The sequence below is a fragment of the Serratia sp. 22278 genome (assembly GCF_052045405.1).
Lineage (GTDB): Bacteria > Pseudomonadota > Gammaproteobacteria > Enterobacterales > Enterobacteriaceae > Serratia > Serratia marcescens.
Genome location: NZ_JBQEOW010000001.1, coordinates 521390 through 545228 on the forward strand (window position 1 = coordinate 521390; position 23839 = coordinate 545228).

The window sequence follows — 23839 nt, forward strand, 5'->3', positions numbered from 1 at the left end:
CGTAGATATGGCGGTGTCACATGATTATTTCCTACGACGGCCATACAGCCGACCATCAGCCCCCGCGCAAAAGTAAGACGCGCCGATCTTCACCGTTCCGCCAAGCAGAAGACGGTCAATTTCTTCAATGGCTGGTGCCTGTTTGCCGGCGGCACTCAGCTCCTGCGCTATTTTTTCTCGCTGCTTATTGCCTTCTTTTTCCATCTGTTTCAGCAGCAGATCTCGATCTTCGGTTTGCCCGGTCAATTTTTGGCGCAACCTATTGAAACGCTGCATTAGTGCACCCGCCCGTACCGGCGCGCGTGCCGTGAAGAGATCACCGCGGCTGTTGCCGTAGTAGTGATTACCGGCAATTTTCATCGTCATGCCTTTGGTCAACAGTTGGCATTCTGAATCGCTGATCTGAATGCCGGCAATTTCTTCTACTCGGCCTCGAATTCTCTCCATAGCGACAGTTGCGCCGGTTGGAACATTGGCGCCCTGTGGTCTGCTTATTCTTGTTTTTGGGTTTCTGTCCCTGATTCTTGCCAGCACCTTCCGCCGTTCCTTGGCAGATAACTCGCCAAAATTGATATCACAGTTGGCATAGTCGGCTTCGCCTATATCCGGCGGGGCCATACTCCCACCAGGATCCCCCGTACAGTTATTGACAGAACTCCGAGAGGGCGCAGGCGCACCCTGAAGGTCAACCCCCAAAACCGGCGCTTTCTTCGGCACAATTTTCCATTGGGTTACCCGGGTGATGATTGGCACGTCTTGGCCAACTGGCGGAGAGAAAACACCACGCACGCGGATCACGTCTTCGCCGTATCCGTTGGTTTCTTCTGCGGCCTCGTAATAGGTACGGACAACAAGATCGTCACGCTTAACAAAAGGCCCGCCCTGGGCGTTGATATATTCCGCCCAATTGCCGACGTCCGCGGCGTCGTGGACTGCGGCAAACTCTACGCTGAGGCCAATCGCGGCCTCATGGTCGGCCATCCTGCGCAACTCACGGTAAACGGTGACTGGAGCGCCACCAATGAATTGAAACTGACGAATACGCCAGCGCGCGGCCCAAGCAGATACTGCGGCAGCGCTTTCCTTGAGCGGCTTCCCGCTTTCGTCGTCCAGTTCTCCATCCAACTGATAGCCGTCGATGTTTTTGCTGATGTACTTCGCAACGTAGCCGGTGGCGCTGCCTTGTTCAGGATCGATCACTTCAGCATGGAAGCGTGCCTTGCGGGCCTTGGCAGAACTCAATTCCCGTGCATCCTCCTGCGTGGCGTAATCGCGCATGATTTCACGCACCTGGCCAACATCTTCAGGCTGCATAAAAATCAGCATGTGCCAGTGTGGCGTGCCATCGTGGTGAGGCTCGGCAACCCTGATCCCGAAAATGCGTAAATCTTCTCGGTGGAGTTTCGCGCGAATCTTTGACCACACCGACCTCAGATAACACTGCGTCTCGGCTGGGCTGGCGCCGTTCCATTTCCGATTACGATGACCGTGTTTGTTGGTGGCATGGAATTTTGACGGGGCGGTTATGGTGAAGAACTCGCCAACGTAGCCCAGATCGTTACAAATATTCTCGAAGCCGCGGATGCGCACCATCAATTCACTGCGGCGGATCGCGGGATTCGCAACGCTGCCATCATATTTATCGATCAGGCTTATACGGTTGCCAGCTTCGTCTTCGAGCTCCATCCCCTTTAAAAACTCGCGGGTGCGTCGCTTCTGCTCGCGCCACTCGGTGATCGCCGTTTTGCTGGCGTATGGGTTGGCTTTTTTGCTGACGTTGGACAGCGCAATATTCAAGTGCTCGCGCCATTCTGCAGAGGTGCGGCGCAGACGGTTGAGCCACCATTGAGGCGACAACATCCGGGATACGGCAGGGCCGGCATCTTCTTCGCTGAAAAAGCGTTTATTCAGTTTTTCCCACAGCGGCGGCAGTTGGCGAAAGTCGCGAGTGATGATCCCCGCGCGGCGGTAAAGCAACCACATTGCCTTCAAATCACTGCAACCGGAACATTGCTCTGCGACCAGGCCCAACTCCTGCGCTATAAATGCGGCGATATCCTCTGCAAGCGCCTCAACATCACTGCGGGACATATCAGCAAGGTGATTAAATCGCGCCATGTACCTGGCGTTGTCAGCCGTCATTTTTGATATCTGGTACTGCTTATTGACCAGTTCCAAACGTGGTAATGCGCGCTTAACAAAATTAAGCGTTAAGTACGCATGTGCTCGCTGGATCCCCTGAGATTGTTCAAGTTTGAAGAAGTGGGAGTTAATCTGTCGCTTTACCAGGCCAGGTTGGCTGTTCAGGTGTTCAAAGGCGGCGGCGAGATCGGCATTAATGAGATCCCGCTTTTTCTGTTCTTCCGCACTGACGAATGGCGAGCCTACGCCTTTTCGCGGTGCGTTCCATGAATAAGCCCATTCAAAAGCAGGCTCGCCGCTGCCCGTGTAGGGCGGCGGCGGAGTGGGGGCGTGGCGGCCTTGACGGCTGTTGTTCATGCCTGCGCCTTGAGAGCGCTTATTATTTGATACATCGCCTCCGGCGGCACGGCATTGCCAGCCATATGCACAACCAACTTGTGCGATGGCGGCTTGATGTAATCGCTAGGGAAAGACATGGCCAGCATGTTTTCATCTTTTGTCAGGATACGCATGTAGTCACCATCAACCAAAGCCCAGCGGTCCCGGGTCGTGATAGTTCCTATTGGTCGTTGCAGAGAGCGGCCTGATTTTGTGTTGCCGTAGTAGGAAATCAGGAACCGGTCACCAAATTGAGTGCGTCCATTTGCAACCCTGTTGAGTGTTGCTGCTGCACGACCTGGCTTGTTGACCAGTGACCAGCGGCCAGAATCGAAATCAATGAATGATTCGGCAGAGACATGGGGCAGTTTGGGCAACTTCAGCACAAGCGGATTCTTGCTGCGGGTGCAGACGATGAACATGCGCTTCCTGTTCTGAGGTACGCCAAGGTCAGCGCAGTCAACGATGTGAGATGCCAGTGAATAGCCCAGTCCCTGCATTGCATGCGCCCAGGCAGGGAACAGCAACCACTGCAGGAATTCCGGTACGTTCTCAACGATGATTTGCTCAGGCTTGAGCACTTCAGCCGCCGCCGTAACCGCCCAAGCCGTTGAACGGCTGGCATCGTGTTGCGGGTTACCGTTGGCTTTCCCGCGTGCCTTGCTATGGCCCTGACAGCACGGTGAGGCTAATAACAGATCGAGATTTGGAACCAAATCCCGTACTTCTCCCCAATCAGCTTGGTGTAAGTCTTGGCATGCGTGAACAGTGTTAGGGTGGTTGATCGTGTGTGCGCTAACAGCGGCTTGCCAGTGATTGGCCGCCCAAACGATGTCCACACCCGCTTTACGCGCGCCCGTTGATGAGCCGCCGAGTCCTGCGAACAAGTCAATTCCTTTCATCGGCTTTACTCCCGGTGATGTGGCTATAAACGAGAATTGCTAGCCCGTAGACGAATCCACCGAGAACCAGCGCAGCGGTGATAGGCCAAATGGCTGACAGAATTAGGGCGCCGGCGGCCGTAGTGACGCAGTAGATGTGCCCGCTTTTAATGCCGAAGCAAAGCAGGCAGAAAGAGGCGCAGGCGCCAACAAGCCAGCAGAGAAAACCGATCAGCATGCGGCGGCCCCCATCGTTGCGATGATTTCGCCGACACGCCCGCGCCCATCACTTTTGCAACTCACGGAACGCGGGGCGGTGATGTGGTGGATCTCAAACTCGCCATAACACTGCAGCGCTTCGGCGACATCGCTGTTTGAGGCCACAACGTGACAACCGCGCGCGGCGGCGGCACGCAGCGAGTACATCAGGTTGTACTGATGCAGTTCGCCAAAGCCTTCAGTGTGGTAATCGGTAAAGCCGGTTGTCTTCGTCTTAGGCATGTATGGCGGATCGCAGTAAATGACATCGCCGGGCACCGCCATTTCAATGCTTTCGGTGAAGTCACAGCACAGGAAAACGGCGTTTTTCGCTTTCTCGGCGAAGGCGCGGATCTCTTTCTCTGGGAAATAGGGTGCGTCCACCTTGCCGAATGGAATATTGAATTCCCCGCGGCGGTTGTAACGGCACATGCCGTTGTAGCCGTGGCGATTCAGATAGAGGAACTTCGCCGCGCGCATGATATTGCTGACTTCGATGCGGAGGTTGAAGCTGGCACGGACCGCTAAATATCCTTCCTGGCCCTTGTGATTGGCAAACATCAACTGGCCAAGCGCGATTAATTCTTCCGGGTACTCTTTGGCCACGTTGTGGAAGTTAATCAGGTCGCCATTGATGTCGGCCAACAGGTAGGAATCGAAGTCGGTGTTCAGGAAAACGGTAGCGGAACCCACAAACGGCTCCACCAGGCGGCGGCCTGGTGCGGTTGGTAGGTGTTTGCGCAGGGTGTCCATTATGCGGCGCTTGCCGCCCACCCATTTCAACGCGGAATTCAGCATAACTACCCCCGGTAGTGGCGTGATTTTGTTTCGTGAAGTTCCTGGCAGTTGGCGCAGCGGGCTGTACCAGGAACGGCAAGGCGGCGCGCCTCTGGGATCTGCGCGTCGCACTCTTCACAGAGAAAGGCGGAAGGGGCGGCCGGTTTCCGGCGCGCCTGTTCGATTTGAGCGTCCAGGATCAGCTGCTGGCGTTCCTGTTCGATGTCCATTGCATCGGCCATTAGTGCAGCTCCATCGCCTGGTTCTGGATGAATTCGGCTTCGTGGCGCAGCAGCTCCACGGCATCACGAAGGCTCAAATCCTTGGCGATGATGGAGTTGGCCAGATTCTCCAGCTTGGTGGACATCACCGCGGCCTGGTTCTTGCGCTCATCCATGCGGGCGCGCTTCAGCATTTCTTCCAACTGGTAGGCGGTCTGGTGCACAACGGAAACATCGTCGCCGGCGGCGAGATCGATCCCGATGGTGATTGGCAGTTTTTGCATATTTCTCATGGTGGTTTTCCTTTCTTCAGGTAATAAAAAGCCCGGCGGGTTTACGCCAATTAATTTCTGGTCAGGTTAAAAAGTTATTTCTCTCGGCATGCTTAAATGCTTCGGGAATAAACTCACGACTGCGCGGAATTTATTCATTGCATCAACCAATGCTTTTTTCTCCTCACTCGTCAGTTCATTGAAACTCAGCCCGTGGCGCTCTTTCTTGATACCAGCCAAAAAGAAAATGGCGCTCAGAGCCCGGATGTTGTCCTTATGTCGTGGATCGCTTCCATTGCGCACGTCTGCCAAAAATCGGTTTATTTCCGCAGTGCTGTCGCACTTGAAAACATCCCGACGCAATTCGGCGATGTACTGTAAACCGTCGGCCCGCTGGCCCGGTGTCAGCGGCGCAGTACGCGTAGTTTCAGTAAAAGCCATATCATGATTTACTCGTGATTGCTTTGTGACCAGCCTCATAAAGACACTCAGCCAGTACATCTGCCAACACAGATGTATCAGCATTGGCCAGAATTTTGCGCCACTGGGCCTTCGCTCTTACACTGTCCATGCACAACCCAAGTTGCATCTCAACGGTCATGCGGAATAACCTATACAAAGCGTCGTATTCATCTTTTTTTTCAGCAAGAGTAGGTGTGGTCATGTCCAAAAGCTCCAATATTGATTTTTTTAATGAAATAACGGGTAAAACATTGGCTTTTCTCTATGAGAATTTCCCACTTGAAAAGACCATTCTTGTAAAAAACCTTATTGATGATGCCTCCATTGATGTGACGCTGGAAAACGGTGTCACAGTGCCAAGCAAAGAATGTGAAATCGCATTTGCAACAATAAAATGGCTTATCGAAGCCGGATATATTTCTGCTAAAGGTCATCCATATGCTTCGTTTAGCGATGCTGTACTTACAGCAAAAGGCCTGGAGTTACTGAAACTGATGCCTGATTCATTGACGGAATCATTCGGTGATACTCTTTTGGCAGCGAGTAAAGGAGCAGTGACTGAAGGCACTAAAGACGTCATTGGGCAAGTCACTTCCAAAGCACTAACCGCAGGCTTAAGTATCTTGTGGCAAGGCATTTCAACGCTTGGATCCTAAAAAATGCAAATACCTCTGATTTACAGCTCGCGACCTTTTCCTCTTGTTTTATCTGTAGTCGGTACTGCACTGGGTGCCAGCGTTGACCGTTCTTAAGTTCTAACCAACCGTGGCCAAAGTGGCGGAATTGACTTTGCTGCTTGAGCAGGGGAGCAATAGAAATTGGCATCATATTCATCTCAACTCATGCCCAGTGACGCGCCAACGGCGGTGATGGCATCGACGGTAGAAGCCATTGTCGGGTTAGCATGTATGCGAGACTGTATGGCGAGGCCTGCCAGCGTCATGTAACGAACGCCGGCATTAACGCTTTCGCGTATCGCACCGCGGCGCGCGGCGGTCATGGCGCCATCTGCAACGGCCTCGGCCGCGACCTTGCCGATTTCGGAGGTGGCATTAAGCACATATGCCGCGACTTTGCCGCTGGAGAGTTCATTGATCGGTACGCACGGCTGGCAGTGCAGCTGCGCCAGCATCCCATCGATCAGTGTCGGGTCTTCGGTGAGGTCGGTCAGCGTCAGCAATTCCTCAACGGTCAGGCGGTGCGGCTGGTCTGGATTCAATTTGTTGCGCAGCACCTGCGCCGACATGCCAGCATCAGCGCTCAGCTGCTTGATGTTGTGCTTTGTCGCGAAGCGGCGGCAAGCTTCTTCGTAGTGAGCCTGTTTAGAGACTTGGTAATCAAACATGGTTTAGCCCTTCAAAATTCGAATAATCGAATTAACCGCGGATATAGCGGCATTTGATCGCAACTTGGCGGTTTTTCTCGCGCCATGCTTCGAGATTGATCAGGGCGTTACCGTGTTTGGTCATCGTGACCTCTTCGATCACGCCGGTCTTCCGGTTCTTCCGGTTTTGCTTCACGGTGGTGGTAGGGGTTGGCGCCAGCAGCACAACGCCGTTAGCGATCCACTTCTCCAGCACGGATGCGCTGATGCCGTTAACGGCAATGAAGTCCTCTTTGGACATGGTAGGGGAAGTGTGCATAGCAACTGCGCGCTGCACTGCTTCCAAAATGGCGCCGTTCAGACCGGGTAGAAGCATATTTGCAATCTGCGCAGGCGAAAAAGGCGCGGCGGGGGCGGCCTGGGGGTTTGCAATATCATGAGACATAAAGCAATATCTCCTGTTAGTGGTTTGTGTTCTACGGTGTTACATATGGTGTGTATTCACTATAGATCGCAATTGTATTCACTGTAAATGCATTTGCATGAGTTATTTTACATATGACTGATAAATCAGAAGATTCAGCCGCCATTATTGAACGCCTTATTTCATCTTATGGCGTCAGTTCACAAAGAGCGCTGGCCAACAGTCTTGGTGTACCACCAAATAACGTGAGCTCATGGGCTCAACGGAACAGCGTTCCTGGAAGCGCAGTAATTAAGTGTGCTCTGGATACTGGTGCTGACTTGCGGTGGTTGATGACGGGTAAGTTTGAAAATTCGAATTTTGAGATTGGTAAATCGAAATTTTCCGGGCGAGCTTTGTATGAGCAAATTCAAGCATCAGGTGGAAAACCCGTCCTGCGACGGATGCTCGATGCGTATGGACTGCGCACACAAAAGGAACTTGGTGACCTCCTAGATATATCTACAGCAACGATCAGCACATGGGTTAGGCGAGAATATTTCCCCGGAGATGCGGTTGTTGCATGTGCATTAGATACTGGTGTTTCACTTTTATGGTTAGCCACGGGGCAAGGCACTCCAGGAAATCCAGATGTTATTTCGTATGAGTCTCGCTTTGTTAGCTTTCCTCGTTTAACTATCACTTCGGGTGGCCTCATTGAGTCAGGCACATGGATTGCAGATTCTTCTTTAATTTCTGAAAACCAAGACACAATACGTTTTGTTGAACGTTTAACGGAGGGATGGCTCGTAGATTTCAGCAGCAATATTGTTGGTAACGGCAAATGGCTCTTAGGTATTGATGGCGTTTATGACGTCTATTCTGTTGCACGTATTCCAGGACGGAAAATTAAAGTTAATGGCACATCTTCTAACTTTGAGTGTTCTGTGAATGATGTTGTTTGTGTTGGTGAAGTAAAAAAAACAATTTGCTAAGAATAAGTTATCTTAAATAGGGTTTAAAAAATGTCAAAAAATAATTTTTATGCTGAGCCGGCAGTCTATCACAAACCGATTTCTGAAATTGACACCGATACTATTAATGAGCTTTATAAGTTAGAGGAAGGGTGGTTTGTCGAGTTTAAGTCTAATCTGCCTGAAGGGGCAAAAATTGCAAAATCTATAAGCTCCTTTGCGAATGCTCATGGAGGAATAATTATTTATGGAGCGATTGAAGACCAAAAAACGAGAAAGTTAAAGGAATTGAAAGGGTTTGATGTTGATACTGCAGAAGAAAATTTAATTAAAATAAGGCAGTCGGTGGAAAGTCATATTATGCCATGCCCGTATTATCAGGCGGAAAAAATCAAGACTAGTGAAGATAAAGACGAATATATAATTTGGGTTCGGGTTCCTAAAGGTAAGCATGTTCCATATTTACATGGTAGTGGTGTTATATATACAAGAAAAGGCGACTCCTCATCACCAACAGCGCTAACTGATATAAGTGTTTTAGAACGGTTATGGCAGGATGGGTATAGAGAAAGAGAAAAACTTGCCAATAGAATAAAACATTTAATGGAATGTATACCAAAATCATTTCCAAGCATCGATATATTTATTAAGCATGAAGATTTTGGGTTTAAAGATAATGATTATGTTTTGAGTTTTAATGACTTTAAAAAATTAGCGTTGGAACCGGCAGTTGAGGGGGTACAATCTTTTCTTGATGTAGCTCATCCAATGGACGGTTCTTTTGTTGCAAGAAAGCGACATAAAGATGTTGGAAATATTAGCATTAAGTGGGAGTTTGATAGAGCGAACAATCTACACCATATTAGAATACCACTTGCCGTTCAATTTTGGGGCAAAGGTAAGCTAAATGATTCATATTTGGGAAAGGCGGATTATAGCAAGCTGAGCGAGTACTTTAATAATAACGGTATAACCAGTGATGTATTCATAGTGGATATGAGCTATGCAATTGGTATGTTATCTATCCTTGTTAGAAAGGTTTTCATGTTGCATGAAATAACAGGCGATAATGGAAGGTTATATCTAAACGCTAAGGTTTCTGGTGTTAAGAATAGCATGGCTATTGTAAATTATAATAAATATTACGAAGAGTTAAATAACTCAGTGTTCCCATTTATTTTCAGGGATCCAGATTTTTTATATCCTATTGATGAGATAACGTCTTGGATGAATCTGGTGGTTCGAGATAAAGAAAATGATGATTTAGGAAAAGCAAAATTTGAAATTGCTAATACAAGTGCCATATTTGTTGAAATTTGCCATTGTCTAGGAATAACTTTTTATTCTGTTCTTGGTAACGGTGAGAGTGTTGACGGAGGTGATGATGATTTGTCTGAATTAGTAGAAAATCTATCAGGACTGTTAATAGGAAACTATTCATACACAAGTATGGCTAACCCTAGCTATTCGTAGCTTGCGGCATCCTTTTCATATGCAAGTGGTTTTAGGATTTCATCATACTAATCAAATTGTTTTTATTCATAACATTTGTGGCTACAAATCCTATGTAGCCACTTTGTCGCCAGATTCAATGTTACTTTTTATAATGCATTGATTTATAGATGATTAAATTAAAATGAATAGTATTCGGTCTTTTTTTGAGTTGTTGATTTTAAAGGGTTTATTTTCGTTTGTCCGAAAATGTCCGAAATATGTCCGAATTTTGATATTCGGTCTTTTACAGCATCACGTACTCTTTCCCCCTTGTTTTGAGATATTTCAGCGTCATCATTTCCGTTGTATGTCCCAGCAGCTTTTGAGCAAATGCCTTGTCGTTCTGCTTTTCGTACAGGCGGCCGGACAGGCTTCGGATCTCGTGGAACGTCGGCGGGCTTTCCTGAAATTCCAAACCTGATGCTTTCCGCGCGGCGACAAATTTTTTCGTTAGCCCGTCGGGATGGATCGAACCATCTGGGCTATTTTTCCTGATGCCGGCGCTGATCATGAAGTCTGTCGTGCTGACCAATCGGCATCGGTCGATAACGGTGCCAAGCCGCAGGCCCATACATTTCAGTTCAAGATCAAGGGGGAGAGAGAGCAAAGCCCTCCGTCTTGCCTTGTTCAACCTGCAGGCGTCCGTCAACGATATGGCTAAAGCGCATTTGTGTCAGATCCTCGCGGCGTTGGCCGGAGACCAGCGCGAGATCCATCGCCAGGCAGAACCACGGCGGCATTGTCTCCGCGACCTTTCGACGACAACGCCCGACACGGCCGATTTCGTTACATCAATCGCCTGGCGCGCCATGTTGACGATGCTGGCGTGTTCTATGCGCTGGCGGACGAATACCTGCAGCTGGTGGCGGAGAAGCGCGCCGAACGGCTGACGATTGCAAAATCCTTCCACGCTTTCCGCCGATGGGTGACCGTCGAAGCAGGGCATTATGATCTTTTTGAACTCCCTGACGGTTCGACCCTGCGCGAGCCGCGATCGATCTCATTCGCAAAAATGGACTACCTCGAATTTAACGACCTGTACCAGGCAGCGCTTAACGTGCTGTGGACCTTCATCTTAAACAAATCCTTCCCAACCATCGCCGAGGCAGAGAACGCCGCGGCTCAGCTTCTGGATTATGCAGCATGAGCAAACTGACAGACGAGGCCCGCGGCCGTGATTGCCAAATCAGGATCCCCGGCATCTGTAATCGAAACCCAGAAACAACCGTCGCCGCACATTACCGGCTGGCTGGCACCTGCGGCACGGCAATAAAGCCAGACGACACACAGGCAGCGTGGGCCTGCAGCGCTTGCCACGATGAAGTAGACCGCCGCACGCGCCTTATCGACGCGAACGAAGCACGGTTGATGCACGCCGAAGGCGTCATGCGCACGCAAGAAATTTTGAGAAAGGAAGGAAAATTATAATGCGCGATATACAGATGGTTTTAGAACGCTGGGGGCAGTGGGCGCAGGACAACAGCGGAGTGGACTACTCCCCAATTGCAGCCGGTTTTAAAGGACTGCTGCCTGATACACGTAAGAGCAAACCCTCATGCTGCGATAATGACGGACTGATCATCGATGGTGCTGTCGGTAGGTTGAAGAAAGTACGCGATGAGAGAGAGCTTGGCGTCATCATGTTGCATTATCGCTATGGGGTTTCCAAGTCAGCCATAGCTCGTCGTTGGAAGATCTCAGAGGGGAGTGTGCGGCAAAAACTAATGATGGCGGAAAGTTTTATTGAAGGCTGTCTGGCTATGACTGGGGCAACGCTTGAGATAGATGCATGGACGAGCAGATCAGTAATTTCGGCAGTCGCGTAGATTTCCGCTTTTCGTTACGAATTTTACTGGCTATTGTGATAAGAGTGGTTACGCAGTGACGTAGCTTATCAACTTTCAAAACCTCGCTTCGGTGGGGTTTTTTATTTCTGGTTTGTGAAGTGGGCGGCGGAGAGGGTATCGGTGAACTTCACTAGTAGTTGTCGGCGATGTAGGATACTCTCCGGTTGTGGTGAATTGCAGTCCTCCGAGACAAGCCGAAGATAAGCGCCGGCCACCACTCAACATTTCATCCTCGCCTCGGCCATTTAGCTCAGTTGGTTAGAGCAGTCGGCTCATAACTGATTGGTCGCTGGTTCAAGCCCTGCAAGGGCCACCAAACCGCCATTAGCTCAACGTGGCAAGAGCATTGCTTCGTGACAGGAAGTAAGAGCCGGGGTTCGAGACCTCGATGGCGGACCAATGCGGTCATCGTATAATGGCTATTACCTCAGCCTTCCAAGCTGATGATGCGGGTTCGATTCCCGCTGACCGCTCCAAACATGACGCCGTAATGCAGGTTGCATTTTTTGTTCAGACGCCACCACCTGGACAGCGGACAGCGGACAGCGGACAGCGGACAGCGGACAGCGCAGTAAAGACTATGCTGTCACTTCACTCACTTTCCACCTTTATATCGAGACTAATATTGGTTATCACCATAAAGCGCTGGTGGCAAATTCGAACGCTTAAGCGTCAATGGAGCGATGATCGGTCGCTGCGTAAGGCGGCTATTAAAAAAGACTGGTTCGGTGTGTTGGAGGTATTTCACTTTGAAAGAAGCTACATGGAAATCAAGCGGGGAGCGCGTCTCATTGCCTTGAGCTGAAAATGAAATTTCTGGAAATCGCCAGGCTTTTTTGATCACAACAGTTAAGAGCATTGCAAGCGCTGGGTTTTATACAGAGCGGGAGCATGAGAAGCTATCGGGCGGGCCTGAGAAACCTAATTTGCTTGATAGCTGTTGAATAATGCAGTGTTCTTATCTGTGTGGTGCAACTCAATTCCCGTTTGCGGGTTAGATGGATAGAGTAAAGCATCAACCGGGCTATCTGGCAGGGAAGGCATGATGCTAATGCTGATCCTGAATGCGGGTTCGAGTCCCGCTACCACACCACATTCAAACCTCGCCATAGTGCGGGGCTTTTTGCATTTCAGCCCCAGCCAACGGACGACACACACGGCTCCCCCTCTTACCGGCTGTGTTTACGGCTGCTGGCTGAACTCTTTCAACTGTGGCACTCCCAATAAAAAAAATACGCTTCATAGTAATTCGTTATTAAGAAGTTTAATCATAGTCGTCTACAATGCGCGCCCATTCTTCTTGAGAAACATAAAGTTAGGTAAAATGAAGATTGAGCTGAATAAAAGTCGTAGAGAAAGAGTTTTTCATGCAGTTCTATTCGAACTGTTAGCAAATGTTCTAACTGCTTGTTTTGTCGCATTTGCCCTACAAGTTCCCCTGATCCAGTCCGCATTGCTTTCTGTAACCTCTGCTTTGACAGCAACCATCTGGAACTACATTTTCAACAAATTTTTTGATGAGTTTCAGAATAGATATGGGTTTGAGCGGAGCTTCATGGTGCGTGTAGCGCATGCAGTGACATTTGAGGTTGGGCTGATTGTTTTGTTAACGCCGATGGCAATGATTCTGCTTGGGCTGCCTTTAGTTCAGGCTTTCGTTGTTGAGATTGGATTAGTCCTCTTTTTCCTGCCTTATACGATCATCTTCAACTGGTGTTACGACTACGCTCGTTGGATTTTGGTGACTAAGCGCGAGCCTACTAGCTAAGAGTATCGTATTTAAATTTCCGCACATTTTTCAATGTGCAATTGAAAGCCACCGGAAGGTGGTTTTTTTGTTTTTATCACCCGGTACCGGGACAGATCCCCGGAAGGGGGAAAGGTGAGATCCATGCCGGAAAAAATCGCAGATAGCGCCACGCATGGCGGCTGGCTGGTAGGCCTGCTGCTCGGGGCAATAAATTATTTCTCGCCCAGTGAGTGGATGGTGATCGGCATTTTTGTCGGCATCCTCAGTTCCGTTATTGGGTGCATCGTGGGTATTTGGTTCAGGTGCCGGCGAGAAAGGTTACTGAAAATGTACCTCATTGACCGCTCAAACAAGAACATCAGCGCGCGGGACGTTGACCTGTTAGGGGGCGAGTAGTGGCTTCGATAAAAACCAAACTCAGCGCCGCTATGCTGGCGTTGATTGCTGCCGGCGCATCGGCCCCGGTCATGATGTCGCAGTTTCAGGAAGAAAAAGAAGGTCAGCGCCTGACTGCATACCAGGACGGTGTCGGCATCTGGACAATTTGCGGCGGTGTGACGATGGTCAACGGCCAAAAGGTCGTTAAGGGGCAGCGCCTGAGCGCTGAGCAGTGCAAGCAGATTGACGCAGTCGAGCAGAAAAAGGCGCTCGATTGGGTGGATCGCAACGTCAAGGTAACGCTGACCGAACCGCAAAAAGTCGGGATCGCCTCGTTCTGTCCGTGGAATATCGGCCCTGCTAAGTGCTTCACATCCACCTTTTACAGAAAACTGAATGCCGGCGACCGCATCGGCGCCTGCAGAGAAATCCGTGGCTGGATTTACGATGGCGGCCGAGATTGCCATATCCGTTCGAATAACTGCTACGGGCAGATCGTAAGGCGCGATCAGGAAGCCGAGCTGGCTTGCTGGGGATTAGACAAATGAACGCCTGGCTCTTAAAACTGGCTGGCGGGGTAATGCTACTCCTGCTGGTGGCGTCAATTTGCCTCGGCGGTTACAGCTCGCTGTTGTCGCACCAGTTGGCGCTGGCGCGCCTGCAGACTGCTGAGCAGGAAAAGACGCTGGCGCAACAGGCAGGACTGATCACCACACTGCGCGCGGATGACGCCCGTAATCGCGCAATGATGGTCGAACAGCAACGGAGAGAGCAGCAGCTGCGCCAGCAGGGCGAAAACTACCAGAGGAAATATCAGGATGCCATTAAAAATGACGAGTGCGCCCGCCGCACTGCTCCTGGTGCTGTTCTTGGCCTCCTGCGCGGAACGGACACCGCCACCGCCGGCGCCGATCGTGCTGTTTCCCCCTGAATCGGTGTTCACTCCCTGCGAACAACCAAAATTGCAGGGTGATACCTGGGGCGACATTGGCAGCCACGCGCTGGCGCTGCAAACAGCCCTATCAATCTGTGCAGGTCAGGTCGAGACACTTAACACCTGGCGTGAGGAGTTAAAAAGTGGAAAGTAAAGAACTGGTAATTACTGTTCCTTGCATGCCAGGTTCATCGTTGGGCATTTCAACGCTGGCAATTCGAGACAAAAACAAGTTATGTGAAATCTGTGGTCATAAAGGCTGTTTTAACATGGCGGTTAAAGAATTTAACAATGAACCGCCCAAAGTAAATTGAGCGGTTACACCTTTAATCATTTTAGTTGGTTCAAAATGTTAAGTGGTAACTCTAAATTTTAAATCCAGCAGGAACCGAAATGCCAGCTTTGGCTAATGTGTGATGATTTAAGCTGATTATTATGTAGTTGCAAATAATGCAAAATTTAAATCTATTGTCACATTCTTTGTATGATAGTTTATTGACATCTAAATGCATAACGATATCAGTCAAAGCAGGAAGATCCTTATGATGCTTTGCCTTTTTTAGAGTGTCCTCAATATTCCTTATTTCAATGTCTTCTATCTTTCTGTGTATTTTGTGCGAAAAATCATTCCTTAATTTGTTTATCATCTTTGTTGCAGCATACAGATCACTGGGGAGGTCGAAATTTTTTGCGATTTCTAATTTTACGCTGAAAGTGAAAAAAGAGTTTGACTGACTAGAAAAAACTTTAGGATTGTCGGTAACAGCCGCTACCCATGCCTCAATTACTCGCTCTAAATATAAGTGCATTCTAAGAACAGAACCAACCTCATCCGGTGAGCGAAGTGCTTCCAGCATCTGTAGGTTAGTCGCTTTATCTCTGAATGCCTCTTGAAAAAGTTTTATATTCATTATGCATACCATTTACAATGTCAGAAGTTGTGATGCTAGCAGCGATGGCGTGAGGCAACCATCTGTGGATTTAGACATACCTGCATATGCATACAGATCTGGTGCCAAAGGAGATAAAAATGATGTTTTTTTACATGCCGGAAGATTGGGAATCTCCTCAATGGGAAACTGACAACAAGCTCCCACACCACTGGCACAACTATGTAAGTGAAGAGGTCAGGTCGATTTGGGATACGTTTTCGCAAGAACAGAGGCAAAAGCTATCATCTTGCTTCGTCTCAATTGCTATGAACGAAGAGTGGGAATAGGCATTCACTGAGTGCCATCGATAATGCGCAAAGCAAAGTCACCGAATCTAAAGGAACTGCGCAATGAAGCTGCGCTGCTGGGTATCGTTCACGTATAACCTCGGGGCCCGATCTTTGTCGACATCGACCCTCCTGCGAAAACTCAATACCAGTGATTACGCTGGCGCAGCTGACGAGTCCCTGCGCTGGAATAAAGCTGGCGGTAAAGTTATGAATTGGCCGGCTGACCTGCCAGCACGATGTCGCTGCGCTGGATGCCAAATACACCGGAGAACTGGCTGATGCGAAAGAAAGCATTGAGCGTCTGCATAACGATGTCATTACTGGCCGTAAGCGGTTGCAGTTCAACGCAAATTGTTCCGAGAGCGGAGCGACCAGCACCGGCGGCATGGGCGATGCTGCCAACTCCCGACCTACTGACTCTACTGAACGGGATTATTTCACCCTCAGAGAGCGAATCGTCACAGTGACGAAGCAGATCGGCTATCTACAGGACTACATCAAAGATCAGTGCCTAACAAACACAAACTCCTATTGATTTTTCATTTTTTCTAATACCATTGAATGGCCTAATTGTTAGAGGACTATTCGATGTCAATAAGTCAGTTAATCTCTAAATCTACTGTGAGAATTGAATGTGATGTAGTCGGAGGCGGAGTCTCGGTTGGTACGGGATTTTGGTTTGGTTTTTCATCTACAGAAGACCCAGATTCAGGCATACCTTTGCTCGTAACAAATAAACATGTGATAGCTAATTCCACTACCATTCGTATCAGATTTAACGTTTCATCTGCTACGAATCCACACTTAAAGTTTTATGACGTAACGATAAATAATCCTATAGAATTCATACAGCACCCTGATCCTAACATTGATATTTGCGCCCTACCTATATTTAATTTTCTAAATGAGTTAAGTAAGCAAGGGCTTATAATCGACAATTTTTTCTTCACGGATCGAATGTTTCTTAACCAGCATCACGTTACCCCAGTTGAAGAAGTTTTTATGACAGGCTATCCAAACGGTTTATGGGATACAGTCAACAACAGGCCTATTACAAGAAAGGGTATAACTGCATCTTCATTTCTTGAGGATTGGCAGGGTAGGCCTGAATTTATGATTGATATGGCCTGTTTTGGAGGTTCCAGTGGGTCGCCAGTATACATAATGAATGAAGGCGGTTTTGGAGCATCTGATGGCTGGGATATTGGAAATAGATTTATCTTTTTGGGCGTTTTATATGCTGGCCCAACTCTTGATGTAAACGGAAGTATTAACATAGTAGATGTTCCTACAGTAGCTACACCAGTGGTTAGTACAACATTAATGATGAATTTAGGTCTGGTGATTAAGGCCGAGCAGTTGAATGGTCTCAGGCCATTGCTAGGAATTTGAGATATTAGACAGCCGCCTACGGGCGGTTTTTTATTGCCCATCACAGAGCATCTATCCAGGTGCTGCGTAATGCGCAAGCAAAGCCACAGGCGACACCCACCGATCACTCAGATCATGGTTGCCCGTGGCTTTTTTTATTCTCGGAGAACGTTATGGCAAAACAGGATTGGGGAGCCATTCAAAAGCTGTTCCTCGCCGAATACGCCAAAACCAAAATCTCCCCGAAAGAATGGTGTGAGGCTAACGGCTACAACTACGCCACCGCACGCCGACATATAAAAATCCCTGCGCAAGGGAAAGAGAAAAAAGCGCAGAAAAAAATGCGCAGTGCGCAAGATGCGCAAATTCCCGAAAATCCCGCGCCCGTTACGTCTGGCGTTTCAACTGCTGGTGGCGATGAGGAGGGGAAGGGCAAAGAAAGCCCAAGCCTTTTAAAGCCACAGCATGAACAATTTGCGCAGAACATTGCGCAGGGCATGCCACAGAAAGAGGCCGCGATTTGCGCAGGCTACGCGCCGACGAATGCCGAATCGCAAGCCTCAATCCTGATGAGCCGGCCGGATGTAAAAGCCCGCGTGCAGGAACTGCGCAATAACGCTGCGCTGTTGGTTTCGTTCAACGCCGGCCACCTGGCGGAGCTGTCGTATAAATCTGCGAAATTGGCGCTGGAGAATAAAAAATTTGGTCAGGTCGCGCCGAACGTAAAAAACGCCGCGCAGCTTACCGGCATCGACATGAGCACGAATAAAACCGAGGTGAATGTCGATCTGGCCGGCCTGAGCTACGGCAAGGTTTGCATCGTGACCCCGGCGAACTGCCCGGCGGACGTGTGGGCTGCTCACATGGAAAAGCTGCGCGAGGGAAAGCCGACGGCTCAGTCATAATTAACGGCGCTCTGTACGCATTCAGCAGTGACTGGGCGATAGATATGGTACCTGTTGCTGATAAGACCCTGCCAGCAGTCACGGATTTAAACGCGATAATCGAACATGATGAATACTTCCAGAACGTGACCAGCAACGCCACGTTAGTCCTAAACTACCCATAGGCTGTGGCAGATACGCTAAGGTGTTTCGACCGGAGGTGATGCTGGTACGTGCTGCCAGGTGTATATGCCGTACGACTCGACGGTTGAACACCGGCGCTACGTATTCGGCGATCCGCTGGTATTCTCTGCATGGAAGGCCCATTGATGAATCGTAGCAGGCACTCGTCGGCCTGATAGCATCAATAACCTCGTAGCTTTTTGATGAGGGTGTCGCCGAGCCAACAAATGATACAAAATATGGCTATTGTCGATAAAATGGCAACGACGCGCTGAGTTATCGTGTCGAAGCTAAAGAAAAAATAGATACACAATAAAAATCCAATTCCCCCGATTAACTGATAGAAAAATTCAAAGAAAAAAGAGAGTATGCGGATATGGATGCTGTCTTTTCTCATTTCATTTTTTCCTCAATATTTTGCAGCAATCTATTAAACTCTGCATCACCTTGGTTTTTACGTACAGCCAAAGCTTCTATGAATGGATCAACATAGGGTTGAACTAAAAAGTATATAAAGTCCAAATTTCCGGCACTTCTAAGCTTGTAGTAAACCGCACTATGCATACGTTCGAGACCGATTGATTTGTATATGCTTCGTTCTATCATTCCGCAGCCATCAGCGTGAAGCTTGTAGCAACGCCAGCACCTCGGGTAATCATGGCTGCACCACCTGCTGATATGATGCTATTCACTATTCTGGATGAAATCAGAGAGGTGGTAAGCATTCTGCCAGCGGATGTGGAGCCTACGGCCCTAAATATTTTGTCTTGCGTCTCTTGTGGGATGTGTGCGGTGAATGCATCGATAATGATTTTAATCGTTCTGATAACTTGATGATAGTTCATTAAACCGGACTTTATTGCCCGCATCATGCGAATGCGTTCGTCTTCCATCTTGCGACGATTGCTTGTGTCAAAAATGCCTAGAGCTAGGTAGCCAAAATCGACAGGCACAGACATTGCGCCGTCAAGCAGCCCCACAACTGTTTCTGGGGAGACAATGACTTTTACTATCCGTTCCACTATCTCTGTGTTGTTCACTTCCATCCCTCGAAATTTTTATGGTTGTAACATAACGGACGTGGGGAGATGTTTCAATGCTTGGCCAGTGTGGCCGCCAGAGCGGAAATCACACTTTTGGCTCTGGCGATTACACCCCAACCCAACCCGACCTCCATCCCCACTCCCCACCCGCACCTATCGCTAATTTAGCCGCACCAAAAGTCATTACGTCATCTATGGCGCTGATAAGCTTCGGCCATTGCTCCCATCAACGGTTTAACGAGAGTGTCATTATGGGAAATATCCCGGCATCAGGCGCTATAAAAGGTAACCCGCAGTGAACGAGCAACTGAGTCAATTAAAGATGATGTTGCCCGGCTATCTCGAGGCGTGGCGTGAGGGGGCCTTACCCCCTGGCTGGGGGCAGGTGGCTAATCCTGAAGTGGTTGCCGCCCTGTTGGCGGAGTGGGAGGCGCTAAGCGAGTTGGCGTCTCGGTTCGAAACCGCCACTGAAGCACCCTCCGAACCGGCCGCGTTTTGGCAGGCGCGCGCCGAGCTGATGGCGCAGCGCAATCGTGAGCTGATGGCTCAACTGGCGACGCCAATCCGTTTGCCCAGCGCACGGGTGGCCTTTTTTGGCTATGTGAAAACGGCCGTGATGGACGCCAGGCAGGTTAAAGCGGCGATTCGCGATGCCGGTTTTATCGTTGCGGGCGGCGCCCCCAACGAGAACACGGCTTAACGCGGTTTCTTCTCAAATTTCTCGGCAAAAAAGAACCGCAGCAATTTATGGATCCACAGCAGGATCGCGCCGACCACCACCAGCGAGACGACGAAATGCGACAGATTTTTAGGCGCGGCATAGCCGTGGGTAAAGGAGACCCCCGCGCCGCTGAGCAGCAGGGTGGCGATCCAGAAGCCGAGCAGCAGGCATAAGGTACGAAACAGTTTAAACATGGTTATCACCAAAAATACGGAAAGCACCGACCGAACGGAGAGGTTCAGCCGGGGCTTTGATTAATTAAAACCGCTTAGCGCGAACAGGTATTGCCGCCTTTATTGCTATTGCAGTTGCTGCCGCTGTTTTTGTTGCCGCCTTTCCCCATGCCGACGTTGCCGCCGCCTTTGCTGCCTTCCTTGAAGCAGCCGCCGTTGAGCGCGCCCACCGCCAGGCCGCCAAGGCCGCCCAGAGAGCCGGTGATCACGCCGTTAACGCAATCCGGCGAGGTGTGCTTGCCGTAGAATCCCTGATTGGATGACCCGCCCCCGTTCTTGTTGCCGCCGTTGTTGTTGACGCGGCCATTGCTGCCGCGGTTGTCGGCAAAGTTACCGGCGCCGGCGATCAGGTGAAAGTGTTTGGCATCGATCTCTTGCATAAAATTCCCTCTTTATCGATTCAGTTAAATTTAGTAAAGCTTGCGCAAGCCAGCTGTTTTTAACAGAAAAAATAGCGGGGGTAATTACCGGTTCGGATAAGAACAGGGGGTTTATTTTGCGATATTTTCCAGTCTGATAGGGCACAGAGGAATGATATTTTGGATGTGTGGATCCGCATCGCTATCCGTTCTCTTGAGCCGGTTAATTTGTTAGCATGGCGCCCCTGGATGACTATTGGTGCAGTACATTGAAAATTAAAGCGTTGTTATTTGTTGCGTTGGCCGCGCTGGCCGGCTGCAGCCAGGAGGGAACCTCGATGAATCAGCCCGCAAACGAGAAAGGCGGCCAAACGGAAGTGTTGCTGGTGAACAGCGCGCTGGTGGACTGCGTGGGCGTCGGCCCGATGAAGTGCATGCAGGTGCGCCGTTCTGCGCAGCAGCCGTGGGAGTTGTTCTATACCGGCATCGAGGGCTTCACTTTCGAACCGGGCTATCAGTATCGATTGAAAGTGCGCGTCACTCCGGTGGAGAACGTGCCGGCCGACGCCTCATCGCTGCGTTACACGCTGATTGAGCAGTTGGAAAAGAACAAGGCGTGACTCTCGACTGGCCGGGTAATCGCAACCCGGCCTGCCATGATTATCCCTTTGCCATCATGACATGTCTCGGCGGCAGGCTTTCCGACTGGTCTGTTCACTGCGCTTGTTTTCGCACTTTCTTAAGTATATTGAGAAAATCAGGTATATTGTCCTTCGGTTTTTAGCTACCAAGAAAAAATTACTATGATTATCAAACCTAAAATTCGTGGTTTTATCTGCACCACCGCTCACCCGGCAGGCTGTGAAGCCAACGTCCGTGAGCAAATCGCCTACGTTAAGTCGCGCGGCGAACTGAAAAACGGGCCTAAAAAGGTGCTGGTCATTGGTGCTTCCACCGGTTACGGTCTGGCCTCGCGCATCAATGCCGCTTTCGGCAGCGGTGCGGCCACCATCGGCGTATTTTTCGAGAAGCCTGGCAGCGAAGGTAAAACCGGTTCCGCCGGTTGGTACAACTCCGCCGGTTTCGACAAGGCAGCTAAAGAAGAAGGCCTGTACGCGAAAAGCATCAACGGCGACGCATTCTCCAACGAGTGCCGTCAGACCGTGATCGATCTGATCAAAAAAGACCTGGGTCAGGTTGACCTGGTGGTCTACTCGCTGGCTTCGCCGGTGCGTAAGATGCCGGAAACCGGCGAAGTGGTGCGTTCCGCACTGAAGCCGATCGGCGAGCCGTACAAATCCGTTGCGCTGGACACCAACAAAGACGTGCTGGTTGAAGCCGTGGTCGAGCCGGCCAACGAGCAAGAAATCGCCGACACCGTGAAGGTGATGGGCGGCCAGGACTGGCAGCTGTGGATGGACGCGCTGGACGAAGCGGGCGTGCTGGTGGATAACGCGCAGTCGGTCGCTTACTCCTACATCGGTACCGATCTGACCTGGCCAATTTACTGGCACGGCACGCTGGGCAAGGCGAAAGAAGATCTGGATCGCGCGGCGCACGCCATCAACCAGAAGCTGCAGGCCAAAGGCGGCGCGGCTTACGTTGCGGTGCTCAAGTCGGTAGTGACTCAGGCTTCCTCCGCCATTCCGGTGATGCCGCTGTATATCTCCATCGTGTTCAAAATCATGAAGGAACAGGGCATTCACGAAGGCTGCATCGAGCAGATCCAGCGTCTGTTCGCCACCAAGCTGTACAGCGGCGCGGCGCCGGACACCGACGAGAAGCACCGTCTGCGTCTGGATGACTGGGAACTGCGCGACGAAGTGCAGGAAACCTGTCGTGAAATCTGGCAGCAGCTGAACGACAACAACATCAACGAACTGACGGATTACCAGGGCTACAAGGCGGAATTCCTGCGCCTGTTCGGCTTCGGTCTGCAGGGCGTTGACTACGACGCCGATCTGAGCGGCGAAGCCAATTTCGATGTGATCGAGCTGGTCTAAGCGCGTCGTGCGGTCAAACAAGGTCGGGTTAGCCCGGCCTTTTTTATTGCCTGCGAATTATCGGCTGGCTAAGCGAAAATGTTTATTTCGGGTTAACAGAGGAACCGAGTGGTTAACATCGGCGGTCGGAAGGTGAAATAACGGCGGTTATTAAACTAAAGAAAGTCATTTTTTATTTACCCTTGCCGCCGGCTGCGGGTATTTTATTTCCTTTAAGGAGAAAACTATGACATGGCGTTATTGTGCCACGGTATCGTTGTTTTTGTTGAGCGGCTGCGGCGCGATCCAGCCGACGTCGACGTCCCCAGACTGGTCTCAGCCCCAGCCGGCCACGCGGGAACAGCGGCAACGCATCATGGCGGGTGAGTCTGCCTCGTCGGTATTGCAGGAAGGGAATATCGGTATTGGCGGCACGTTAGATGGGTCGAAAATATTCGATCGTTAAACCGCTAAATATATTCAGCCAAATTAATGCGCGCATTCTGCCGATATTGTCGGAGGGTTTACCTTTCCTGCGTTATTCTGCCGTGGCTTGACCATTCATTGCGTTAGCAGACAATTCGTTTTCCTTATAGGGAACCGCCGGTTTATTTCGGCGTAATCAAAGGAGTTGCCCATGACGAAGAACATGGCCGCGATCTTTCTCTTGCTGTTGCCGCCGCTAAGCCAAAGCGCCGGCGCAGCGCGCTACGACAGGCCGTGCGAAGGAGTGTCGCCGGTGCTGTTTCAAAAGCGCCTGAAAGCGCTGGCGCAGGATCTGCGTCAGGAAATGAGCGAGGAAGCGCCGCCGACAGAGCGCGATGCGGAAGAGCTGGCGCGGTTGGCGGAGTGCACTATCGAGCCCGGCAAAGCGCCCGTCACCGGCGGGCAGCGCGTCTCCCGTTCAGAGGAAAAGCCGACGGCATCGCCGAACGGTTGCTGAGCCGGCGTGTACGCAGAGTCTAGCGATGTAATGTAAAAGGAGTCATTGATGAAAAGGATCGTGTTGGCCGGCGTGGCCTTGTGTTGTTCCAGCTTCGCGCAGGCGCGGGTGGATCTGGAATACCATGCGGCGGCACCGAAGGACAGTAAGGTCACCGAGGAGTACCAGAAAAAGCGCGACGCATTGCGCCACAAGGTGTGGAATGTCGATAACCTGACGCTGGCCAACGAGCAGGCGATTGCACGCGAACAGCAGCGCGAAGCCGCTGAGACCGCCGAGCGGCAGCAGCGGAACCTGGAACAGCAGCAGAAAAAGCAGCGTTGCCTGCGCAGACACTCGAAAGATCCTCATCCCGAGGCTAAGTGTTACATGCACAACTTCTAACCTTTAACGTCCGGGCGCT

General features: G+C 50.3%; 35 protein-coding genes, 3 tRNA genes and 4 pseudogenes. 25 read left to right on the forward strand and 17 right to left on the reverse strand.

What is annotated here, in order from left to right:
* Window positions 1-24 precede the first annotated feature (24 nt).
* The 8 genes from ACTJJ6_RS02540 to ACTJJ6_RS02575 all read right to left on the reverse strand — a co-directional run bounded on the left by ACTJJ6_RS02540 (window position 25) and on the right by ACTJJ6_RS02575 (window position 5593).
* Entirely contained in the window at window positions 25-2499 is a 2475-nt protein-coding gene (locus ACTJJ6_RS02540; RefSeq protein WP_440801972.1) for a replication endonuclease, read from the reverse strand.
* A complete protein-coding gene (locus ACTJJ6_RS02545; RefSeq protein WP_440801974.1) occupies window positions 2496-3422 on the reverse strand; it encodes a DNA cytosine methyltransferase in 927 nt (308 codons plus the stop codon). Before ACTJJ6_RS02545 ends, ACTJJ6_RS02540 begins: the two co-directional genes overlap by 4 nt.
* On the reverse strand, window positions 3409-3639 hold the full coding sequence (locus ACTJJ6_RS02550) for a hypothetical protein (RefSeq protein ID WP_126178894.1): 231 nt from the start codon (window positions 3637-3639) through the stop codon (window positions 3409-3411). The genes ACTJJ6_RS02545 and ACTJJ6_RS02550 overlap by 14 nt, the downstream gene beginning before the upstream one ends.
* Window positions 3633-4457, reverse strand: coding sequence for a DNA adenine methylase (locus ACTJJ6_RS02555; protein WP_440801976.1), 825 nt, complete (start codon window positions 4455-4457; stop codon window positions 3633-3635). The genes ACTJJ6_RS02550 and ACTJJ6_RS02555 overlap by 7 nt, the downstream gene beginning before the upstream one ends.
* A gap of 2 nt (window positions 4458-4459) precedes the next feature.
* The gene (locus ACTJJ6_RS02560; protein WP_121535536.1) at window positions 4460-4678 is read right to left on the reverse strand and encodes a TraR/DksA family transcriptional regulator; all 219 of its coding nucleotides are present in this window, start codon (window positions 4676-4678) and stop codon (window positions 4460-4462) included.
* Window positions 4678-4950: a DUF2732 family protein gene (locus ACTJJ6_RS02565; RefSeq protein WP_121535533.1), complete on the reverse strand. Its 273-nt coding sequence runs from the start codon at window positions 4948-4950 to the stop codon at window positions 4678-4680. The genes ACTJJ6_RS02560 and ACTJJ6_RS02565 overlap by 1 nt, the downstream gene beginning before the upstream one ends.
* A gap of 66 nt (window positions 4951-5016) precedes the next feature.
* Window positions 5017-5370 carry a DUF5347 family protein gene (locus ACTJJ6_RS02570; RefSeq protein WP_306403542.1) on the reverse strand — a complete coding sequence of 118 codons (354 nt, stop codon included), beginning with the start codon at window positions 5368-5370 and terminating at the stop codon, window positions 5017-5019.
* 1 nt (window position 5371) lies between these two features.
* Window positions 5372-5593 carry a hypothetical protein gene (locus ACTJJ6_RS02575; RefSeq protein WP_046373863.1) on the reverse strand — a complete coding sequence of 74 codons (222 nt, stop codon included), beginning with the start codon at window positions 5591-5593 and terminating at the stop codon, window positions 5372-5374.
* On the opposite strand from ACTJJ6_RS02575, the gene ACTJJ6_RS02580 reads away from it, so the two are divergent.
* On the forward strand, window positions 5592-6047 hold the full coding sequence (locus ACTJJ6_RS02580) for a hypothetical protein (RefSeq protein ID WP_306403543.1): 456 nt from the start codon (window positions 5592-5594) through the stop codon (window positions 6045-6047). The genes ACTJJ6_RS02575 and ACTJJ6_RS02580 overlap by 2 nt on opposite strands.
* A gap of 40 nt (window positions 6048-6087) precedes the next feature.
* Here the strand turns inward: ACTJJ6_RS02580 and ACTJJ6_RS02585 are convergent.
* The 3 genes and pseudogenes from ACTJJ6_RS02585 to ACTJJ6_RS02595 form a co-directional block, all read right to left on the reverse strand.
* A pseudogene (locus ACTJJ6_RS02585) lies at window positions 6088-6216 on the reverse strand (phage filamentation protein Fil family protein); the annotation flags it as partial.
* Between the two features lie 10 nt (window positions 6217-6226).
* Window positions 6227-6736, reverse strand: coding sequence for a phage regulatory CII family protein (locus ACTJJ6_RS02590; protein ID WP_306403544.1), 510 nt, complete (start codon window positions 6734-6736; stop codon window positions 6227-6229).
* A gap of 31 nt (window positions 6737-6767) precedes the next feature.
* Window positions 6768-7160, reverse strand: a complete 393-nt coding sequence (locus ACTJJ6_RS02595) for a hypothetical protein (RefSeq protein ID WP_308354540.1) — start codon at window positions 7158-7160, stop codon at window positions 6768-6770.
* Window positions 7161-7273: 113 nt separating this feature from the next.
* On the opposite strand from ACTJJ6_RS02595, the gene ACTJJ6_RS02600 reads away from it, so the two are divergent.
* Window positions 7274-8113 (forward strand): phage repressor protein CI, encoded by an 840-nt coding sequence (locus tag ACTJJ6_RS02600; protein WP_308354539.1) that lies wholly within the window; start codon window positions 7274-7276, stop codon window positions 8111-8113.
* Window positions 8114-8143: 30 nt separating this feature from the next.
* Window positions 8144-9565 (forward strand): AlbA family DNA-binding domain-containing protein, encoded by a 1422-nt coding sequence (locus ACTJJ6_RS02605; RefSeq protein ID WP_342147855.1) that lies wholly within the window; start codon window positions 8144-8146, stop codon window positions 9563-9565.
* Window positions 9566-9830: 265 nt separating this feature from the next.
* Here the strand turns inward: ACTJJ6_RS02605 and ACTJJ6_RS02610 are convergent.
* Window positions 9831-10344: pseudogene (locus tag ACTJJ6_RS02610) on the reverse strand (tyrosine-type recombinase/integrase); the annotation flags it as partial.
* On the opposite strand from ACTJJ6_RS02610, the gene ACTJJ6_RS02615 reads away from it, so the two are divergent.
* The 12 genes from ACTJJ6_RS02615 (at window position 10326) to ACTJJ6_RS02670 (ending at window position 14809) form a co-directional block, all read left to right on the forward strand.
* The gene (locus tag ACTJJ6_RS02615; RefSeq protein WP_143778880.1) at window positions 10326-10733 is read left to right on the forward strand and encodes a DUF1367 family protein; all 408 of its coding nucleotides are present in this window, start codon (window positions 10326-10328) and stop codon (window positions 10731-10733) included. The pseudogene ACTJJ6_RS02610 and the gene ACTJJ6_RS02615 overlap by 19 nt on opposite strands.
* The gene (locus tag ACTJJ6_RS02620; RefSeq protein ID WP_250601962.1) at window positions 10730-11014 is read left to right on the forward strand and encodes a DUF1364 domain-containing protein; all 285 of its coding nucleotides are present in this window, start codon (window positions 10730-10732) and stop codon (window positions 11012-11014) included. The genes ACTJJ6_RS02615 and ACTJJ6_RS02620 overlap by 4 nt, the downstream gene beginning before the upstream one ends.
* Window positions 11014-11412 (forward strand): antiterminator Q family protein, encoded by a 399-nt coding sequence (locus ACTJJ6_RS02625; RefSeq protein WP_103682089.1) that lies wholly within the window; start codon window positions 11014-11016, stop codon window positions 11410-11412. The genes ACTJJ6_RS02620 and ACTJJ6_RS02625 overlap by 1 nt, the downstream gene beginning before the upstream one ends.
* Before the next feature lie 260 nt (window positions 11413-11672).
* Window positions 11673-11749, forward strand: a tRNA-Met gene (locus ACTJJ6_RS02630).
* Between the two features lie 2 nt (window positions 11750-11751).
* Window positions 11752-11832 (forward strand) — tRNA-His (locus ACTJJ6_RS02635).
* A 2-nt stretch (window positions 11833-11834) separates the two neighbouring features.
* Window positions 11835-11909 (forward strand) — tRNA-Gly (locus ACTJJ6_RS02640).
* A 575-nt stretch (window positions 11910-12484) separates the two neighbouring features.
* On the forward strand, window positions 12485-13201 hold the full coding sequence (locus ACTJJ6_RS02645) for a PACE efflux transporter (RefSeq protein ID WP_249655173.1): 717 nt from the start codon (window positions 12485-12487) through the stop codon (window positions 13199-13201).
* 123 nt (window positions 13202-13324) lie between these two features.
* On the forward strand, window positions 13325-13579 hold the full coding sequence (locus ACTJJ6_RS02650) for a phage holin (protein WP_197751875.1): 255 nt from the start codon (window positions 13325-13327) through the stop codon (window positions 13577-13579).
* Window positions 13579-14109, forward strand: a complete 531-nt coding sequence (locus tag ACTJJ6_RS02655) for a lysozyme (RefSeq protein ID WP_346423835.1) — start codon at window positions 13579-13581, stop codon at window positions 14107-14109. The genes ACTJJ6_RS02650 and ACTJJ6_RS02655 overlap by 1 nt, the downstream gene beginning before the upstream one ends.
* Complete coding sequence (locus tag ACTJJ6_RS02660) at window positions 14106-14492, forward strand: hypothetical protein (RefSeq protein ID WP_440801983.1); 387 nt, start codon at window positions 14106-14108, stop codon at window positions 14490-14492. Before ACTJJ6_RS02655 ends, ACTJJ6_RS02660 begins: the two co-directional genes overlap by 4 nt.
* Window positions 14392-14649, forward strand: coding sequence for an Rz1-like lysis system protein LysC (gene lysC / locus ACTJJ6_RS02665; protein WP_440801986.1), 258 nt, complete (start codon window positions 14392-14394; stop codon window positions 14647-14649). Before ACTJJ6_RS02660 ends, lysC begins: the two co-directional genes overlap by 101 nt.
* On the forward strand, window positions 14639-14809 hold the full coding sequence (locus ACTJJ6_RS02670; protein ID WP_440801988.1) for a hypothetical protein: 171 nt from the start codon (window positions 14639-14641) through the stop codon (window positions 14807-14809). The genes lysC and ACTJJ6_RS02670 overlap by 11 nt, the downstream gene beginning before the upstream one ends.
* Window positions 14810-14860: 51 nt before the next feature.
* On the opposite strand, the gene ACTJJ6_RS02675 is transcribed toward ACTJJ6_RS02670, so the two are convergent.
* Window positions 14861-15406 (reverse strand): hypothetical protein, encoded by a 546-nt coding sequence (locus ACTJJ6_RS02675; RefSeq protein ID WP_060437633.1) that lies wholly within the window; start codon window positions 15404-15406, stop codon window positions 14861-14863.
* A gap of 389 nt (window positions 15407-15795) precedes the next feature.
* Here ACTJJ6_RS02675 and ACTJJ6_RS02680 point away from each other — a divergent pair.
* The 4 genes and pseudogenes from ACTJJ6_RS02680 to ACTJJ6_RS02695 form a co-directional block, all read left to right on the forward strand.
* Window positions 15796-15996: pseudogene (locus ACTJJ6_RS02680) on the forward strand (glycoside hydrolase family protein); the annotation flags it as partial.
* Window positions 15941-16252 (forward strand): annotated as a pseudogene (locus ACTJJ6_RS02685) (lysis protein); the annotation flags it as partial. The pseudogenes ACTJJ6_RS02680 and ACTJJ6_RS02685, both read left to right, overlap by 56 nt.
* 53 nt (window positions 16253-16305) lie before the next feature.
* Window positions 16306-17109, forward strand: coding sequence for a trypsin-like peptidase domain-containing protein (locus ACTJJ6_RS02690; RefSeq protein ID WP_440801989.1), 804 nt, complete (start codon window positions 16306-16308; stop codon window positions 17107-17109).
* A 152-nt stretch (window positions 17110-17261) separates the two neighbouring features.
* Window positions 17262-17993: a terminase small subunit gene (locus ACTJJ6_RS02695; RefSeq protein WP_197834778.1), complete on the forward strand. Its 732-nt coding sequence runs from the start codon at window positions 17262-17264 to the stop codon at window positions 17991-17993.
* A 555-nt stretch (window positions 17994-18548) separates the two neighbouring features.
* On the opposite strand, the gene ACTJJ6_RS02700 is transcribed toward ACTJJ6_RS02695, so the two are convergent.
* Window positions 18549-18761 carry a hypothetical protein gene (locus ACTJJ6_RS02700; RefSeq protein ID WP_049222350.1) on the reverse strand — a complete coding sequence of 71 codons (213 nt, stop codon included), beginning with the start codon at window positions 18759-18761 and terminating at the stop codon, window positions 18549-18551.
* A complete protein-coding gene (locus ACTJJ6_RS02705) occupies window positions 18758-19201 on the reverse strand; it encodes a hypothetical protein (protein ID WP_197834777.1) in 444 nt (147 codons plus the stop codon). Before ACTJJ6_RS02705 ends, ACTJJ6_RS02700 begins: the two co-directional genes overlap by 4 nt.
* Before the next feature lie 292 nt (window positions 19202-19493).
* Here ACTJJ6_RS02705 and ACTJJ6_RS02710 point away from each other — a divergent pair, with 292 nt between their 5' ends.
* Window positions 19494-19898, forward strand: a complete 405-nt coding sequence (locus ACTJJ6_RS02710; protein ID WP_143778886.1) for a hypothetical protein — start codon at window positions 19494-19496, stop codon at window positions 19896-19898.
* On the opposite strand, the gene ACTJJ6_RS02715 is transcribed toward ACTJJ6_RS02710, so the two are convergent.
* Together ACTJJ6_RS02715 and ACTJJ6_RS02720 are read right to left on the reverse strand one after the other, a co-directional pair.
* Window positions 19895-20113 (reverse strand): hypothetical protein, encoded by a 219-nt coding sequence (locus tag ACTJJ6_RS02715; protein WP_033640661.1) that lies wholly within the window; start codon window positions 20111-20113, stop codon window positions 19895-19897. The two genes, ACTJJ6_RS02710 and ACTJJ6_RS02715, sit on opposite strands and share 4 nt — an antisense overlap.
* Before the next feature lie 74 nt (window positions 20114-20187).
* Entirely contained in the window at window positions 20188-20532 is a 345-nt protein-coding gene (locus ACTJJ6_RS02720; protein ID WP_033642719.1) for a hypothetical protein, read from the reverse strand.
* Window positions 20533-20780: 248 nt separating this feature from the next.
* Here ACTJJ6_RS02720 and ACTJJ6_RS02725 point away from each other — a divergent pair, with 248 nt between their 5' ends.
* The 5 genes from ACTJJ6_RS02725 to ACTJJ6_RS02745 all read left to right on the forward strand — a co-directional run bounded on the left by ACTJJ6_RS02725 (window position 20781) and on the right by ACTJJ6_RS02745 (window position 23820).
* The gene (locus ACTJJ6_RS02725) at window positions 20781-21131 is read left to right on the forward strand and encodes a DUF4377 domain-containing protein (protein ID WP_004940949.1); all 351 of its coding nucleotides are present in this window, start codon (window positions 20781-20783) and stop codon (window positions 21129-21131) included.
* Between the two features lie 183 nt (window positions 21132-21314).
* Window positions 21315-22514 (forward strand): enoyl-ACP reductase FabV, encoded by a 1200-nt coding sequence (gene fabV, locus ACTJJ6_RS02730; RefSeq protein WP_440801993.1) that lies wholly within the window; start codon window positions 21315-21317, stop codon window positions 22512-22514.
* 226 nt (window positions 22515-22740) lie between these two features.
* A complete protein-coding gene (locus ACTJJ6_RS02735; RefSeq protein ID WP_049300683.1) occupies window positions 22741-22959 on the forward strand; it encodes a hypothetical protein in 219 nt (72 codons plus the stop codon).
* Window positions 22960-23130: 171 nt separating this feature from the next.
* Window positions 23131-23436: a hypothetical protein gene (locus ACTJJ6_RS02740; protein ID WP_440801996.1), complete on the forward strand. Its 306-nt coding sequence runs from the start codon at window positions 23131-23133 to the stop codon at window positions 23434-23436.
* 48 nt (window positions 23437-23484) lie between these two features.
* Window positions 23485-23820: a hypothetical protein gene (locus tag ACTJJ6_RS02745; protein WP_004940957.1), complete on the forward strand. Its 336-nt coding sequence runs from the start codon at window positions 23485-23487 to the stop codon at window positions 23818-23820.
* Window positions 23821-23839: the final 19 nt, after the last annotated feature.